Source organism: Sorangium sp. So ce296, from assembly GCF_051529605.1.
Classification (GTDB): domain Bacteria; phylum Myxococcota_A; class Polyangia; order Polyangiales; family Polyangiaceae; genus Sorangium; species Sorangium cellulosum_D.
In genome coordinates this window covers 13,731,662-13,748,401 of sequence record NZ_CP150325.1, presented here as the reverse complement: position 1 = coordinate 13,748,401, position 16,740 = coordinate 13,731,662, and the positions used below count along the sequence as shown (strand labels likewise).

General features: G+C 71.2%; 7 protein-coding genes. All 7 read left to right on the top strand.

The genetic code is table 11. The annotated features are described in order from the left end of the window. Nucleotides 1-101: 101 nt before the first annotated feature. On the top strand, nucleotides 102-1,757 hold the full coding sequence (locus tag WME98_RS50700) for a SulP family inorganic anion transporter (RefSeq protein ID WP_437948802.1): 1,656 nt from the start codon (nucleotides 102-104) through the stop codon (nucleotides 1,755-1,757). Between the two features lie 146 nt (nucleotides 1,758-1,903). After that, entirely contained in the window at nucleotides 1,904-4,960 is a 3,057-nt protein-coding gene (locus WME98_RS50695; RefSeq protein WP_437948801.1) for a YbcC family protein, read from the top strand. Beyond that, nucleotides 4,950-6,374 (top strand): proton-conducting transporter transmembrane domain-containing protein, encoded by a 1,425-nt coding sequence (locus WME98_RS50690; RefSeq protein WP_437948800.1) that lies wholly within the window; start codon nucleotides 4,950-4,952, stop codon nucleotides 6,372-6,374. Before WME98_RS50695 ends, WME98_RS50690 begins: the two co-directional genes overlap by 11 nt. Beyond that, nucleotides 6,371-7,861 carry a complex I subunit 4 family protein gene (locus tag WME98_RS50685; protein ID WP_437948799.1) on the top strand — a complete coding sequence of 497 codons (1,491 nt, stop codon included), beginning with the start codon at nucleotides 6,371-6,373 and terminating at the stop codon, nucleotides 7,859-7,861. The genes WME98_RS50690 and WME98_RS50685 overlap by 4 nt, the downstream gene beginning before the upstream one ends. Nucleotides 7,862-8,156: 295 nt before the next feature. Next, on the top strand, nucleotides 8,157-10,037 hold the full coding sequence (locus tag WME98_RS50680; RefSeq protein WP_437954129.1) for a phosphoenolpyruvate carboxykinase (GTP): 1,881 nt from the start codon (nucleotides 8,157-8,159) through the stop codon (nucleotides 10,035-10,037). Between the two features lie 457 nt (nucleotides 10,038-10,494). Then, a complete protein-coding gene (locus WME98_RS50675) occupies nucleotides 10,495-10,674 on the top strand; it encodes a sensor histidine kinase (protein ID WP_437948798.1) in 180 nt (59 codons plus the stop codon). A gap of 297 nt (nucleotides 10,675-10,971) precedes the next feature. Next, the gene (locus tag WME98_RS50670) at nucleotides 10,972-16,695 is read left to right on the top strand and encodes a sensor histidine kinase (protein ID WP_437948797.1); all 5,724 of its coding nucleotides are present in this window, start codon (nucleotides 10,972-10,974) and stop codon (nucleotides 16,693-16,695) included. The last annotated feature ends 45 nt before the right edge of the window (nucleotides 16,696-16,740 follow it).

The window sequence follows — 16,740 nt, the reverse complement described above, 5'->3', positions numbered from 1 at the left end:
GAAACATTGTGCGAGCCGGGGACTGGAAAGCCGTCACTCGATCTCCTAGCGGTCGGGCGGAGGTGGCGGGACTCACGTCCTGCCGAAGAACGACTACTGCCATGCCCAAGCCAAACATCCCGGACCCACCAGAGCCAGCACCGACAGCGCCGGCTCCATCGACGTGGAAGTCCGATCTCGTCTCAGGGTTCCTCGTCTTCTTGATCGCTCTCCCGCTCTCCCTCGGCATCGCCATGGCGAGCGGATTTCCCCCCATCGCAGGTGTGCTTACCGCCGTCGTCGGCGGCGTCATCGCCACCTGGCTCGGCAGCGCGCCCCTCACCATCAAGGGCCCGGCCGCGGGGCTCATCGTCATCGCGCTCGGCGCGGTGCAGGAGCTCGGCGGCGGGGACAACGCGACAGGCTACCGCCGCGCGCTCGCCTGCATCGTCGTCGCCGCCGCGGCGCAGATCGCCTTCGCGCTCGCGCGCGCCGGCACCCTCGGCGACTTCTTCCCCTCCTCGGTGGTGCACGGCATGCTCGCGGCCATCGGGATCATCATCTGCTCGAAGCAGGTCCACACGCTCCTCGGCGTCACCCCGACGTCCAAGGCGCCGCTCCACCTGCTCCTGGAGATCCCGGCGAGCGTCCTGCGGATGAACCCCGAGATCGCCCTGATAGGCGTCCTGTCGCTCGTCCTCCTGTTCGGCTATCCGGCGGTGGCCAGGAGGACGCGGTGGATGCAGAAGATCCCCGCGCCGCTCCTCGTGCTCGCGGCCTCGATACCGCTCGCGTTCGCCTTCGACCTCGAGCACGAGCACACGTACACGCTGTCGGTGACGGATTCGGTCCACACGATCGGGCCGAAGTTCCTCGTCACCCTGCCGGGGAACCTGACGCAGGCTATCGCCTTTCCGGACTTCAGCCAGGTCGCCACGCCCGCGTCCATGAAATATGTCCTGATGTTCTCCCTCGTGGGAAGCATCGAGTCGCTGCTGTCCACGAAGGCGGTCAGCTCCCTCGATCCCGAGAAGCGCCGCCCCGACCTCGACAGGGACCTGCTCGCCACCGGCGCCGGCAACCTCGTCGCGGGCCTGCTCGGCGGGCTGCCCATGATCTCGGAGATCGTCCGCAGCTCCGCCAACATCGGCTACGGCGCGAGGAGCCGGCTCTCGAACTTCTTCCACGGCGCCTTCCTCCTGCTGTTCGTCGCGTTCGCGCCGGGGCTCATCCACCGCATCCCGCTCGCCGCGCTCGCCGCGATGCTCACCTTCACGGGCACCCGCCTCGCGGCTCCCACGGAGCTCGTGAAGACGTTCCGCATCGGCAAGGAGCAGCTCGTGGTCTTCGTCGCCACCGCCGCGATCACCATCGCGACCGATCTGCTCGTGGGGGTCGTGGCCGGGATCGCCGTGGAGATGTTCATCCACGTGCTCCACGGCGCGCCGCTCCGCAGCCTCTTCCGGCCCGAGATCGAGGAGCACGTCGAGGGCGGACGGCTCGTGCTGCGCGTCAAGCAGGCCGCCGTCTTCAGCAATTACCTCTCGATCAAGCGGAGGCTCGCGCGGCACCGGGACGTCGCTGCCATCGAGATCGACTTCGCCGCTACCCGCCTGGTCGATCACACGGTCATGGCCAACCTGCACGACCTCAAGGCGCTGCTCGAGCGCGAGGGGCGGGCGCTCTCGCTGTCGGGACTCGACGACCACGGCCCGATGTCGTCGCACCCGCTCTCCGCGCGGAAGAAAGTGGCCTTCGCGCCCGCGGTGAGCCGGTGACCCGCTGAGCCCGCACGGCGCGCGAGGTGCGCGAGGTGCGCGAGATGCACGAGCTGCGCGAGGTGCACGAGCTGCGCGAGGTGCGCGAAAGCTGCGCGTGCGCGCCGCGCTTGATGGAGCGATACTTTAGGAGACGTACGATTGACATGAACGAGCCAAGTGCGAAGTCCAGCGCAGGTGAAGCTCCAGAAGAGCGCCTGCGCACCGCCCTCCAGCACGCCGGTCACCTCCTGCCATCGCAGGGGCCCATCGGCGTGTTCGTCCACCACAACACGCTGCACGCGTTTCAGCACCTGCCGTTCCACGACGCGCTCGCCGCGGCGAGCGCGCTGTTCGGGGCAGAGCCGTACCTCTCCGAGGCGGAGTACCGCGCGCACATCGCGTCGGGCCGGATCGACGACCAGGACATCGAGGCGGCGCTCGTCGAGCGCTTCTCTGACCGGCCTGACGAGCGTCGCGGCCCGCTGTCTCGCAATGAGATCGAGCGCCTCGCGCTGCGCTTTCCCATCCAGGCCGCCACCGAGGCGGGGCTCCGGTGGCGCATCGCCGAGGCGGGAGAGGCGCGCAGGCTGAGGCCCGACCTCCCGTCCGAGCCGCGCCGCCGGATCCTCGTCGGTACGGCGCGATGGCTGGTCGAGCGCCCCGAGGCCGCCGTGCGCCTCCTCGCCCAGGGCGGCTACGACCTGGAGGTCCGCGCCGCGCTCGCTCTCTGGGACGCGTGCTGCGGCGTGCCGCTGCCGCCGGCGCCGTCCGCCGAGGTGCCGCTCGCCGACCGCGTGGGCGTCGATCGATCCCACCGCGATCTGCTGCTCGCGCTCACGGGGGAAGACCCGGCCGAGCTCATCGACCCGCTCTTCATCCGGCTCCTCGGCGCCTACCTCGACGAGGGCGTCGCGCACTGGGTGATGCCGGACCGCGCGCAGGGGCTCTTCCGCGCGTTTCGCAGCCTCGTGCTGGAGGGGGCGAGGCCTGCCGGCGCGCACCTCGCCGGGCTCGACGCGGAGCTCGGCCGGCTCGGGCCGGACGCGTCGCCCGCGGCCCTCGTCACCGGCGCCCTGCGCGAGCTCGGCGTCGCGGAGGACCGCTGGGAAGGTTACGTGACGCGCGTCCTGCTCGAGCTGCCGGGCTGGGCCGGCATGGTCCACCGGCTCGAGCACACCCCGGGCGACCGGCCGCACGGCTCGCCGCCCGCGTCGCTGCTCGAGTACCTCGCGGTGCGCCTGACCCTCGCCCGGTACGCCCTGCGCGACGTGGCGCGCCGGCGGCTCGGGTTCGACGGGCCCCTCGCGGGGCTCGTCGAGCACGCCCGGCTCGCCGCGAGGCGCGCCGGGCCGCCGCCGCGCTCGCCCGACAGCGATCGGCCGTTCCTCCTGTTCCACCTCGCGCAGCTCGCGGGGCTGTCGGTCGCCGAGGTGGAGGCGCTCCCGCAGGCCGAGCGCGTCTGGGCGCTGGAGGTGCTCGAGGCGTTCGACGAGGCGACGCGGCGGCGCCTCCTGCACGAGGCGTACGAGCATCACCACCGGGTCGAGGTGCTGCACGGCATCGCGGCGAACCTGCGCCGCCCGGCGTACGAGCGCGCGGTCATGGACCCTCGGTTCCAGCTCGCGCTGTGCATCGACGACCGCTGCGAGGGCCTCCGGAGGCACTTCGAGGAGCTCTCCCCGCGGCACGAGACCCTCGGCATCGCCGGGTTCTTCGGCGTGCCGATCCGGTTCCGCGGGCTCGACGCCGCCGGCCACGTGAGCCTCTGCCCCGTCGGCGTCGAGCCCGCGCACGAGATCGTCGAGCGGCCCCGCGAGGAGGGCGCCTTCCACCTCCGGAAGGCGCGCCGCAGGCGCTGGGCGCGCTTCGTCCACACGCTCGGGCACGGGACCCGGACCCTCTCGCGCGGCCTCCTGCTCACGCCGACCCTCGGGCTGCTCTCCACGATCCCGCTCGTCGGGCGCGTCCTGTTCCCGAGGGCGTTCGCGCGGCTGCGCCGCGCCCTCGAGCGCCGCCTCCTGCCGGCGGTGCCGACCCACCTCCACAGCCCGCACGAGGAGGGGGCTCCGGCGGGCGGCGGAGGGGCGCCCTTCACGGCCGCCGAGAAGGCCGCGAGGGTGGCCGCGACGCTCGAGATCATGGGGCTCACCCGCCGCTTCGCGCCGGTCGTGGCGGTGCTCGGCCACGGCGCGTCCAGCGTGAACAACCCGCACCAGTCCGCGTACGACTGCGGCGCGTGCGGCGGCCGGCACGGCGGCCCGAACGCGCGGCTGTTCGCCGCCATGGCCAACGACCAGGAGGTGCGTGCGCTGCTCCGCGGCCGCGGCATCGACATCCCGGACGGGACCTTCTTCCTCGGCGGGATGAACAACACGACGACGGAGGAGATCGTCTTCTACGACGAGCACCTCGCGCCGGCGTCGCACCGCGGCGAGATCGAGGCGCTCGAGCAGGCCCTCGGCGAGGCGCGCAAGCGGCACGCGCACGAGCGCTGCCGCCGCTTCGCGTCGGCACCGGAGCGCCTGAGCCCCGAGCAGGCGCTCGCGCACGTCGAGGCGCGCGCCGTGGACCTCAGCGAGGCCCGGCCCGAGCTCGGGCACGCGACAAACGCCGTCTGCGTGATCGGCCGCCGCGAGCTCACCCACGGGATGTTCCTCGACCGCCGCGCGTTCCTCGTCTCGTACGACCCGACCCAGGACCCGACCGGGGCGATCCTCGAGCGCGTCCTGCTCTCCGCGGGTCCGGTCGGGGCGGGGATCAACCTCGAGTACTACTTCTCCCGCGTCGACAACCTCCGCTACGGCGCCGGGACCAAGCTGCCGCACAACCTCGCCTCGCTGCTCGGGGTCATGGACGGCTCGCTGAGCGATCTGCGCACCGGCCTGCCGAAGCAGATGATCGAGATCCACGAGCCGGTGCGCATGCTCACCGTCGTGGAGGCGAGCGCGGCGACGGCCGCGGCGATCTGCGCGCGGCAGCCGGCGCTCCGCGAGCTCGTCGTCAACGGCTGGATCCAGCTCGTCTGCATCGACCCGGCGACGGGCCGGTTCGAGCGCTTCACCCGCGGCGCCTTCGCGCCGTTCACGCCGCCGGAGCACCCGCTGCCCGCGGTCCAGCGGTCCGTCGACTGGTACGCGGGCAAGCGCGGCTTCATCCCGCCCGCCATCGTCCGCGCCGGGCTTCCACGGTCCCAGACGGAGATCTCTTACCATGCTGCCTGACGTCCTCCTCGGCAAGCTCACCGCGGTCGCCGTGCTCTCGCCGGCGGTCGCGTTCGCGGCGCTCGGCGCCTACTTGCTCCTCCTGCGCACGCCGAGCGAGCGCGTCGTGTCGGGCGTCGTGCTGTCGGCGCTCTCGCTCTCGCTCGTCGCCTCGCTGGTCGCCTGGGGCTCGTCCGTCGCGGCGCCCTACGCCTTCCTCTCGGTGGATCTCGGGCACTGGTTCGAGGTCTCGGGCTACGCGTTCGACATCGTCCTGCTCGTCGACCGGCTGTCGACGACGATGATGGTGCTCGTCTCGCTGATCGCGCTCGTCACCGGCAGGTTCTCGGTCGCGTACCTGCACCGCGAGCCGGGGTTCGCGCGGTTCTTCCTGCTCCTCGCCCTGTTCTCGGCGGGCATGCTGGCGCTCGTGTCCGCGGGGAGCATGGACCAGCTCTTCGCCGGCTGGGAGCTCGTCGGCGGGACGAGCGTGCTCCTCGTGGCGTTCTTCCACGAGCGCGCGGCGCCGGCGCGGGCGGCGCTGCGCGTCTACATCACCTACCGGCTCTGCGACGTGGGGCTCCTCGTCGGCGCGGTGCTCATGCACTCGCTCGCCGGCTCGGCCAACTTCGGCGAGGTGTTCGGCGGCGCCCCGTGGCCCGGGTCCGCCGCCGCGATCGGCGCCTCCGGGGCCACGGCGATCGCGCTGTGCCTGTTCTTCGCCGCGATGGGCAAGAGCGCGCAGTTCCCCGTCGGGACCTGGCTGCCGCGGGCGATGGAGGGGCCGACGCCGTCGAGCGCGCTCTTCTACGGGGCGATCTCGATCCACGCGGGCGTGTACCTGATGCTGCGCGCTGCCCCCATGCTCGAGCGCTCGCCCGCGGCGAGCGCGGTGGTGGCCTGCGTCGGGGCGCTCACGTCCGTCTACGGGACGCTTGTCGGCCGGGTGCAGGCGGACGTGAAGGGCGCGCTCGCGTACGCGACGATGTCGCAGGTCGGGATCATGTTCGTGGAGATCGGGCTCGGGTACTACCGGCTCGCGCTCGTGCACCTCTTCGCGCACGCGTGCCTCCGGTGCCTGCAGATGCTGCGCGCGCCCGCGGCGCTCCGCGACGCGCAGGAGATCCGGGCCGCGCACGCCAGCGAGCCGCTCCCGCACCTCGCGATCGCCGCCCGCGTGCTGCCGGCGTCGCTCGTGCGGCGCGCGTACTGGGCCTCCCTCGATCGCTTCCAGGTGGAGGTGATGCAGCAGCGGTTCATCGCGGCGCCGCTCATGCGCCTCGGGCAGGTGATCGACGGCTTCGAGCGCCGCTGGGTCGCGGCGCTGAGCGGCCTCGCCGAGCGCGACGAGGGCCGCGCCGTCGAGGCGGGCACTCCCGGCGAGCGCGCGGGCGCGGCGGCGCCGGCGCCCCAGACCAAGGGGGCGCGGTCATGAGCATGTTCCTGATCCTCTCGGCGACGATCCTCGCGCCCGCGCTCGCCGCGCTCTCGGCCTCCTGCGCGCGCAGCGACCCCGCCGCGCGACGCGTGGCCCTCGCCGGCGCGGCGCTCACCCTCGGGCTCTCGCTCGCTGCGCTCGCGCTGTTCCACGCGGCCGGCGGCGCCGCGGTCGACGCGATCGGCCCCGCCGTGCCGCTCCTCGGCGTGCGCCTCCGCCTCGTCCTCAACGGCTTCACCGCCTCCCTGCTCCCGCTGCTCGGCGCCATGCTGCTCGCCCTGATCGCCGCGGGCCCGCGCGCCGCTCTCGATCGGCGGAGCCTCGCGGCGGTGCTCGTCACCGGGAGCGCCATCCTCGGCGTCTACTGCGCCGCGGACCTCGTGGTGCTCGCCGTGGCGTGGGTCGCCGCGTTCCTGCCGGGCGCGCGCCTCATCGCGCGGAGGGGCGCGGCCGATCAGCTGCTCCGGCGCACCTACCGCATCTTCCTCATCGGCGGCACGGCGCCGCTCGTCCTGGCGCTCGGCGTCATGGCCGCGCTCGCCGCGCGGCGCGGCGCGGCGCTGCCGTTCGACATCCAGGAGGTCGCCCGCGCGGGCATCCCGGAGGCATGGCAGTCGCCGCTCTTCGCGCTCATCGGCATCTCGGTGCTGATGCGCATGGCCGCCGTGCCGTTCCACGGCTGGCTGCCGGTGCTGCTCGAGCGCGGGCCGCTCGGGGTGACCGTGCTGCTCGCGGAGATGCAGGTCGGCGTCTGCGTGCTCGTGCGCGTGGTGGTGCCGCTCCTGCCGGAGGGCTGCGCCGCGAACATGCCGGTCCTCGCCGCGCTGGGGCTCTTCAGCGCCCTGCACGGGGCCGTCCTCGCGCTCACGCAGACCGATCTCCGCCGCATGATCGGGTACCTCGTGGCGAGCCAGAAGGGGCTCGTGCTCCTCGGGATCGCGTCGATGAACCCGCAGAGCCTGAGCGGCGCGCTGCTCCAGAGCTTCGCCCTGTCGATCGCGGTCACCGGGGTGACGATGGTCGTCTGGGCGATCGAGGCGCGCACGGGCACCGCGGACGTGAGGGAGCTCGGCGGCCTCGTGGCGAGGACGCCGCGCATGGCCGCGTTCTTCCTCCTGCTCGCGTGCGCGACGATCGGGCTCCCGGGGGCGCTGACGTTCATCGGCGAGGATCTGCTCCTGCACGGGGTTTTGCACGTCCACCCCGTGTTCGCGGTGCTGATGCTGGGCGCGACGGCGCTCAACGGGATCACGATGTTCCGCGCGTTCAAGCGCACCTTCCTCGGCCCGCTCCCCCGCGGCGCGAAGGGCGCCGCCATGGTGGAGCCGCTCCTGTTCCGCGAGCGCGCGGCGCTGCTCTCGCTGCTGGCGCTGACCGTGACCCTGGGCGTCGCGCCCTCGCGGCTGCTCGCGCTGCACGCGCCGGTGGTCGAGCGGGTCCTCGCCGTCGCGGGCGACGCGACGGCCCACGGGCACGCAGAGTAGCCCCTCTCGTCTCGCTCACGCCGCGCGTGTGTGGGCTGGCCCCGTGCTCCTGGATCCGCGCACGGTTTGCCCCGGGGCGCACCTGGTGCGCGCCGCACGCCGAGGCGGCCGGGCTCAGGGAGGATCGGTGCAGCCAACCGGGCGCATTTCGGCCAGAATCGACGCGTGGGCGGGCAGGGCCTGCGCCTTGCAGACCCGCTCGACCCCAGAGAGCCAGGAGGGTACGCCAGTGTCCGTAGCAGCCAGCCAGAGCAGCCAGAACTCGGTCCACTCGGAGCCGCCGCCGCCGGTCTCGATCCCGGGGCTCCGATCGTCGATCGCCAACGAGAAGCTCCGGCAGTGGATCGCGGAGGTCGTCGCCCTGTGCCAGCCGGACAACGTGCACGTGTGCGACGGCTCCAAGGAGGAGTACGACGCGCTCTGCGACCAGATGGTCAAGGCCGGCACGCTCATCCGCCTGAACCCGGAGAAGCGCCCGGACAGCTACCTCGCGCGCTCGGACCCGAGCGACGTGGCGCGGGTCGAAGATCGCACGTTCATCTGTAGCCGCCGCAAGCAGGACGCCGGCCCCACGAACAACTGGGCCGATCCGCAGGAGATGAAGGCCACGCTGCGCCGGCTCTTCGCCGGGTCGATGCGGGGCCGGACGCTCTACGTGATCCCGTTCAGCATGGGCCCGGTGGGCTCGCCCTATTCGCACATCGGCGTGGAGCTCAGCGACTCGCCCTACGTCGCCGCGAGCATGCGGATCATGACGCGCATGGGGAGCAAGGTGCTCGACGTGCTCGGGGACGGCGATTTCGTCCCGTGTCTGCACTCGGTCGGCATGCCGCTCGCCCCGGGGCAGGCGGACGTGCCGTGGCCGTGCAACGCGGAGCACAAGTACATCGTCCACTTCCCGGGGGAGCGGGCGATCTGGTCGTACGGGAGCGGCTATGGCGGCAACGCGCTGCTCGGCAAGAAGTGCTTTGCGCTGCGCATCGCCTCGGTGCTCGGCCGGGAGCAGGGGTGGCTCGCCGAGCACATGCTGATCCTGGGCGTCGAGTCGCCGAAGGGCGAGAAGACGTATGTCGCCGCGGCGTTCCCGAGCGCGTGCGGCAAGACGAACTTCGCGATGCTCATCCCGCCGAAGGCGTTCGCGGGCTGGAAGGTGACGACGGTGGGCGACGACATCGCGTGGATGAAGCCCGGGCGGGACGGGCAGCTCTACGCGATCAACCCCGAGGCAGGGTATTTCGGCGTGGCCCCGGGGACGTCGGAGAAGTCGAACGCGAACGCGATGGCGGCCATCCGGAAGGGGACGATCTTCACGAACGTGGGGCTCACGCCCGACGGCGACGTCTGGTGGGAGGGGATGACGGACGAGCCGCCGCCCGAGCTCATCGACTGGCAGGGCAAGCCCTGGACGCCGGACTGCGGGCGCAAGGCGGCCCACCCGAACGCGCGCTTCACGGCCCCTGCGACGCAGTGTCCCTCGCTCGATCCTCGCTGGGACGACCCGAACGGGGTGCCCATCAGCGCGATCGTCTTCGGCGGGCGGCGGGCGACGACGGTGCCGCTCGTGTACCAGTCGTTCAACTGGAGCTTCGGCGTGTACATGGCGGCGACGATCGGCTCGGAGATGACGGCGGCGGCCGCCGGCAACATCGGCCAGGTCCGCCGCGACCCGATGGCGATGCTGCCGTTCTGCGGCTATCACATGGGCGATTACTTCAACCACTGGCTGCAGATGGGGCGCCAGATCGTCAATCCGCCCCGCATCTTCTCGGTGAACTGGTTCCGCAAGGACGATCAGGGCAACTTCCTCTGGCCGGGCTTCGGCGAGAACATGCGTGTCCTCAAGTGGATCGTCGATCGCGTGCACGGCCGCGGCTTCGCCGAGGAGAGCCCGCTCGGCTGGATGCCGCGCTACGAGGACATCGAGTGGCGGGGCATGGATCGCTTCTCGAAGGAGAAGTTCTACCAGCTCATGGCGGTGGACCGGGAGGCGTGGAAGGTCGAGTTCGGCTCGCACCGGGAGCTCTTCGAGCGGCTCTACGACCGGCTGCCCAAGGAGTTCTTCCTGATGCGCGAGCTGCTCCTGTCGCAGCTCTGGCGCTCGCCGGAGCGGTGGGAGCTCGCGCCCGAGCGCTACCTCGACGAGCACGACGACGACGGCGAGGCGAGCGCCTCGTAGAGCACCGAGTTCGACGTCATCGGCGTTCTCGCTCGGCCTCGCCCGGCTCCGCCCTCGGCGCTCCCGGAGAGCTGTCATGAACGGAATCTGAGGAATGGACGCGCCTGAGCGAGCTTTTGAAGAGCTCGCTCAGGCGCGGCACGCGGAGCGCGCCGCGCAACTCCCCACGTCACTTATCTCCCACCTCGCTTATGATATCTGTGAATCGAGGGGGGCTCCGGGATGTCACAATCGCGCGAGCGCGTGACACGGCGCGCGGGGGCCGGCGGTCGCCGCGCGCTCACGCCGATCGTGCGGCTGCGCGGTCGCCGCGGCGCGAGCGCGCTCGACCGCTCGAGCGCTGACGGGAGATCTTCGTCAGCGAGGAGGCCGGGACGGCGCGGCTCTCGGTGAAGGATCAGGGGATCGGCATCGACCCGGCGCGGCAGGAGCAGATCTTCGAGCTCTTCGGGCGCGCGTGCCCGACCGGCACTATGGCGGGCTGGGGCTCGGCCTCTACATGAGCCGCAGGATCGCGGACGCGCACGGCGGCTCGATCCGCGTCCGGAGCGCGCTCGGCGCCGGCGCCACGTTCCTCGTCGAGCTCCCGTGCGCGGGGCCGCCGCACGCTGGCGCGCCGAGCTCGCCGCCGGGCTGAGCGGCCGGGCGTGCGCATGAGCCAGGGATCCCTGCTCGTCGGCGCCTGCGAGGTGCACCGCGGAACTGCCGGGCATCAGCCGTGGTATCTATCGGTCGAGGGGGCCTCGGATATGGTACGACCGCAGGAGACCGCGACAGGTGATGCGGTGCCTGGCCTGCGCTATGCGCTCACGCCGACCGTGCGGTTGCGTCGCCTCGGCGAGGCACGCGGGCTCGACCGTTCCGGCGTCGACAGCTCTCATGCCCCACGGAGCCGCTGGGCGCCAGCGCCCCACGGCGTGTCCTCCGCGGGGAGATGCTCCCCGTGGAGGTGAGCCTGGCCTCCCCCTACGCGATCACCGAGACCCTCCACGAGGGCCAGAAGACCAGCCTGCTTCGCGCGATCCGGAGCGCCGATGGCTGTCCGGTGATCTTGAAGGTCCTCGACCCGAGGCGCAGCCGCCCGAAGGACATCGAGCGCCTGAAGCACGAGTACGCGATCGGCAAGGCGCTGAACCACGAGGCCATCGTAACGCCGCTCGCCCTCGAGACGTACGAGGGGCTGCCGGCGCTCGTCCTGGAGGATTTCGGCGGCGAGTCGCTCGACCACTTCATGGACGCGCCCATGAACGTCGAGCGGTTCCTCGACCTCGCGGTGCGTATCGTGGCCTGCGTGGCGGAGCTCCACCAGCGGGACATCATCCACAAGGATCTCAAGCCCCAAAATATCCTCGTCAATGCAGCTACTGGGCAGGTCAAGCTCGCCGACTTCGGCCTCGCGTCCCGCCTCTCCCGTGAGCAGTCGCCGGCAGGGCCTCCCCGGCTCATCGAGGGCTCCTTGCCGTACCTGGCTCCGGAGCAGACGGGGCGGATGAACCGGGCGATCGATAGCCGCACCGATCTCTATGCGCTCGGGGTCACGTTCTACGAGATGCTCACCGGGCGGCTGCCGTTCGAGGCGCGCGACCCGTCCGAGTGGGTGCACTGCCACGTCGCCCGCGCCCCGCCACCGGCCGCCGCGCTCGTCCCGGACCTGCCCGAGGTCCTCTCGGCGATCGTCCTGAAGCTCCTGGCCAAGATGGCGGAGGATCGTTACCAGACCGCGCGCGGCCTCAAGCACGACCTCGAGCGGTGCCTTTCGGAGTGGCGAGCGACCGGCCGGATCGAGCCGTTCCCCTTGGCCGAGCACGACGCCTCCGATCGCTTCGAGATCCCTCAGAAGCTCTATGGCCGCGAGGAGGAGGTGGCCGCGCTGCTGCGCGCGTTCGAGCGCGTGGTGGGCACGGGATCCCCCGAGCTCGTCCTGGTCTCCGGCTATTCCGGCATCGGCAAGTCGGCGCTGGTCCACGAGATCTACAGGCCGGTCGTCCGGGAGCGAGCCCTCTTCCTTTCGGGCAAGTTCGATCAATCCCAGCGCGACATCCCCTACTCCACGCTCGTCCAGGCCTTCCGGGAGGTCGTGCTCGAGATCCTCGCCGGGAGCGAGGACCAGATGGCGGCCTGGAGGCAGCGGCTGCTCGACGCCCTCGGGATCAACGGACAGCTCCTGGTGGAGGTCATCCCCCAGGTCGAGCTCGTCATCGGCCGGCAACCGCCGGCTCCAGAGCTTCCGTGGACCGAGGCGCAGAACCGGTTCCGCGTCGTGTTCCGGCGCTTCATCGGGGTGTTCGCCCGGAAGGAGCACCCCCTCGCGCTCTTCCTCGACGATCTCCAGTGGACCGATTCGGCGAGCCTCGGCCTCCTTCACGATCTGGTGACGCACCCCGAGACGCGCTATCTGCTCGTCACCGGCGCGTACCGCGACAACGAGGTGCCCCCCTCGCATCCGCTGGCGCTGGCGCTCGACCAGATGCGGAAGGAGGGCGCGCGCATCTCGGACATCGTGCTCGGCCCGCTTTCCCGAGACAACATCGCCGCGCTCGTCAGCGACGCGCTCCACTGCTCCCGCGAAGACGCCGCGCCGCTCTCGAACCTCGTCCACGAGAAGACGGCCGGCAACCCCTTCTTCGCGGCCCAGTTCCTCAGGGTGCTGCACGAAGAGCGGCTGATCGAGTTCGACGAGCGGGCCGAGGCCTTCCGGTGGGACGTGGCGAAGATCCGCGAAAAGGGCTTCACCGACAACGTGGCGGCCCTGATGGTCGGCAAGCTCGCGCGGCTGCCGGAGGGCGCCCAGGGAGCGCTGAAGCAGCTCGCCTGCCTGGGACACACCGCGGACGTCGCCCTGCTGACGCTGGTTCATGGCGGCTCGGAGGAGGATGTGCACGCGGATCTTTGGGACGCAGTCCATGAGGGGCTCGTCTTTCGCTTGAACGGCACGTACAAGTTCCTCCACGACTGGGTCCAGGAAGCCGCCTATTCGCTCATCCCCGAAGGCGAGCGGGCGTCGGTGCACCTCGAGATAGGCAGGCTGCTCGCGTCGCGGACGGCGCCGGAGGAGCTCGAGGAGAAGATCTTCGAGATCGTGAACCAGCTCAACCGCGGCATCGGGCTCATCACGTCGTGGGAAGAGCGAGAACGGGTCGCCGAGCTCAACCTCATCGCGGGCAAGCGCGCCAAGGGGTCGACCGCCTACGCCTCGGCGCTGGCGTACCTCGTCGCCGGCGCGGCGCTCCTGGCCGAGGACGGCTGGTCCATCCGCTACGAGCTCATCTTCGCGCTCGAGCTCCACCGGGCCGAGTGTGAGTTCCTGACCGGCGAGCTCTCGAGAGCGGAGGAGCGGCTCTCCATGCTCTCGCGCCGCGCAGGAGACCTCGTCGCCTTCGGCGCCGTCACGTGCGCGCGCATGGCTCTTTACACGACCATGGATCGGAGCGACCGCAGCGTGGAGGCATGCCTCGAATACCTCCGGCGCGTCGGCGTCGAGTGGTCGCCGCACCCGACGGACGCGGAGGTCCTGCAGGAGTACGAGCGGATGTGGCAGAGGCTCGAGGGCCGCCCGATCGAGGAGCTCTTCGACTTGCCCCCGATGGCCGATCCGGACTGCCGCACGACCATCGACGTCCTCTCGTGGTGCGAGGCGCCCGCCCTGTTCACCGACGAGAACCTGCTGAGCCTCCTGGTCGCTCGCATGGTGAACGTCAGCATCGAGCATGGCAACAGCGACGCGTCGTGCCTCGGCTACGTCCGGCTCGGCACGGTCCTTGGGCCACGCTTCGGCGACTACCGCGCGGGGTTCCGCTTCGGCAAGCTCGGCCTCGACCTCGTGGAGAAGCGCGGGCTGGACCGCTTCAAGGCCCGCGTCTATCTGGTCTTCTGGTACGCCATCAATCCCTGGACGAGGCACGTGCGTACCAGCCTCGATCGATTGCGACGCGCCTTTCACGCGGCGCAGGAGGCGGGCGATCTCACGTATGCGTCCTATCTGCGTACCGCCTTTCTCACGCTCCTCCTCATAGATGGAGAGCCGCTCGGCGAGGTGCAGCGAGAGGCCGAGGGCGCGCTCGAGTTCGCGCGAAAGGCGAAGTTCGGCCTCGTCGTCGACTGCATCACCGGACAGCTCAGACTCATCCAGACGCTCCAGGGGCTCTTGCCGGATTTCGCCTCCTTCAACGATGAGCGCTTCGACGAGGGCCGATTCGAACGGCACCTCGAGGGCGATCCGCGCCTCTCGTTGGCCGCGAGCTGGTACTGGATCCGCAAGCTGCAAGCGCGCTTTTACGCGGGTGATTATGCCTCTGCTATCGAGGCCGCGGCGAAGGCGCACTGGCTCCTCTGGACGTCGCCGTCGTTCCCCGAGATCTCCGAGTACCATTTTTACAGCGCGCTCGCCCACAGCGCGCTCGCGCGGGCAGCGCGCCACGACGCGGCACCTGCCGATGAGCGGCCCCAGGTTCTCACGGAGCTCCTCGCGCACCACGCGCAGCTCGAGGTCTGGGCTTCGAGCTGCCCCGAGAACTTCGTCCATCGCGCGGCGCTGGTCGGCGCCGAGATCGCGCGCGTCGGCAGCGAATGGGAGAAGGCGGCGCAGCTCTACGAGCAGGCCATCCGCGCCGCGCGCGCGAGCGGCTTCGTCCACGACGAGGCGCTCGCCTACGAGATCGCGTCGAGGTTCTACCGGGCGCGAGGGTTCGACCTGATCGCCGCCACGTACCTCCGCGAGGCGCGCGCCTGTTACGCCCGCTGGGGGGCGGACGGCAAGGTCAAGCAGATCGACCAGCAGAATCCGCACCTCTGGGATACGACGCCGCTCGCCCAGGCCGCCACCTTCGCGGCGCGGTCCGAGCAGCTCGACCTGCTCTCGGTGACCAAGGCATCGCAAAGCCTGTCGAGCGAGATCGTCCTCGACAAGCTGCTGCGCACGCTGCTCACGGTCGTCCTCGAGCAGGGCGGCGCGCAGAGGGCTTGCATCCTCCTGTACCAGGACGAGCGCCTCTCCATCGAAGCGGAGGCGACCCTCGAAGAGAAAGGGGCGGCGACGACCCTCCTCCCGCCTTCGACGGAGGATGGTTCGCGGCGCGTCCCCATGTCGCTCGTCCGCTTCGTGCAGCGGACGAAGGACCACGTCATCCTGAGCGATGCCGCCGCGGACGCGGGCAAGTTCTCCGGCGATGACTACTTCGCGAGGTGTCGGCCCAAGTCGCTGCTCTGCATGCCCATCCTGAGGCAGGGCGAGGTGGTGGGCCTGCTCTACCTCGAGAACAACCTCGTCGAGGGCGCGTTCACGCCGGAGCGGCTCACCGCCCTCTCGCTGCTCGCCACGCAAGCAGCGATCTCGCTGGAGAACGCGCGGCTGCTCTCCAAGGAGCAGGCCGCGCGGACCGCGGCCGAGGCGGCGGAGCGGCGTGCGGCCTTCCTGGCCGAGGCCGGGGACATCCTCTCCAGGTCGCTCGATTATGGCGAGACGTTGTCGCGTATTGCGCGGCTCTCGGTACGATCGCTTTGCGATTGGTGCATCATCGATGTCGTGGAAGGTGGAGAGATCCGGCGAATTTCCTGGGCGCACAGAGATCCCACGATGGCGTCGTTGATCCAGGAGCTGGAGCGGCGGTATCCGCCTGGTCGGGACTCGCCGCACCCCGCGGCCAGGGTCCTGCGCAGCGGTGAGCCGCTCCTGCTCCCCGAGATCTCAGAGGCCATCCTCCGGGAACACTGCGAGGACGACGGGCACGTGAGGCTCCTCCGAGAGCTCGGGATCTACAGTTCCATCACCGTGCCGGTCGTGGCGCGGGGACAACCGCTCGGGATGCTGAGCGTCGTCTCGTCCGTGCCGGAGCGCCGCTACGGCGATGCGGACATCGAGATCGTGCAGGAAGTGGCGCGCCGGGCGGCGAACGCGATCGACAATTCGCGGCTCTACCGTGCTGCCCAGGAGGCCGTCCGGGTGCGGGACGAGTTCCTCACGGTGGCGACGCACGAGCTCAACACGCCGATGACGTCGCTCACGCTCACGCTCGAGGCGATGGATCGGGCCCTCCGGTCGGGTGGGCCCTGGGACCCGCGGGCCATGGGCAGGCAGGTCGACCGCGCGCTGCGGCAGGCGAAGCGCCTGACCCGCCTGCACAACGAGCTCCTCGACGTCTCGCGGAGCCAGGTGGATCGGCTGTCGCTCCATGTCGCGGAGGTCGATCTCGTGGCGGTCGTCCGCGATGTCCTCGCGCGATTGACGCTGGAGCTTTCGCGCGCCGGGTGTTCGGTGTCGCTGCGGGACTGCGGCCGGATCGTGGGCCGCTGGGACCGCGCGCGCGTCGAGCAGATCGTCACGAGCCTCCTCACCAACGCGATGAAGTTCGGCGCGGGCAAGCCGGTCGAGATCGTCGTCAGCGAGGAGGCCGGGACGGCGCGGCTCTCGGTGAAGGATCAGGGGATCGGCGTCGACCCGGCGCGGCAGGAGCAGATCTTCGAGCGCTTCGGGCGCGCCGTGTCCGACCGGCACTACGGCGGGCTGGGGCTCGGCCTCTACATGAGCCGGAGGATCGCGGACGCGCACGGCGGCTCGATCCGCGTCCGGAGCGCGCCCGGCGCCGGCGCCACGTTCCTCCTCGAGCTCCCGTGCGCGGGGCCGCCGCGCGCCGGCGAGCCGAGCTCGCCGCCGCCGGGCTGAGCGGCCCCGCGCGCTCGGCGCGGCCGCCCGCCCGCCGCGCCGGCG

Coding starts and splice junctions, on each gene's coding strand:
- WME98_RS50695 (WP_437948801.1), top strand. CDS start 1,904: ATGAACGAGCCAAGTGCGAAGTCCAGCGCAGGTGAAGCTCCAGAAGAG.
- WME98_RS50670 (WP_437948797.1), top strand. CDS start 10,972: ATGCTCCCCGTGGAGGTGAGCCTGGCCTCCCCCTACGCGATCACCGAG.
- WME98_RS50700 (WP_437948802.1), top strand. CDS start 102: ATGCCCAAGCCAAACATCCCGGACCCACCAGAGCCAGCACCGACAGCG.
- WME98_RS50690 (WP_437948800.1), top strand. CDS start 4,950: ATGCTGCCTGACGTCCTCCTCGGCAAGCTCACCGCGGTCGCCGTGCTC.
- WME98_RS50685 (WP_437948799.1), top strand. CDS start 6,371: ATGAGCATGTTCCTGATCCTCTCGGCGACGATCCTCGCGCCCGCGCTC.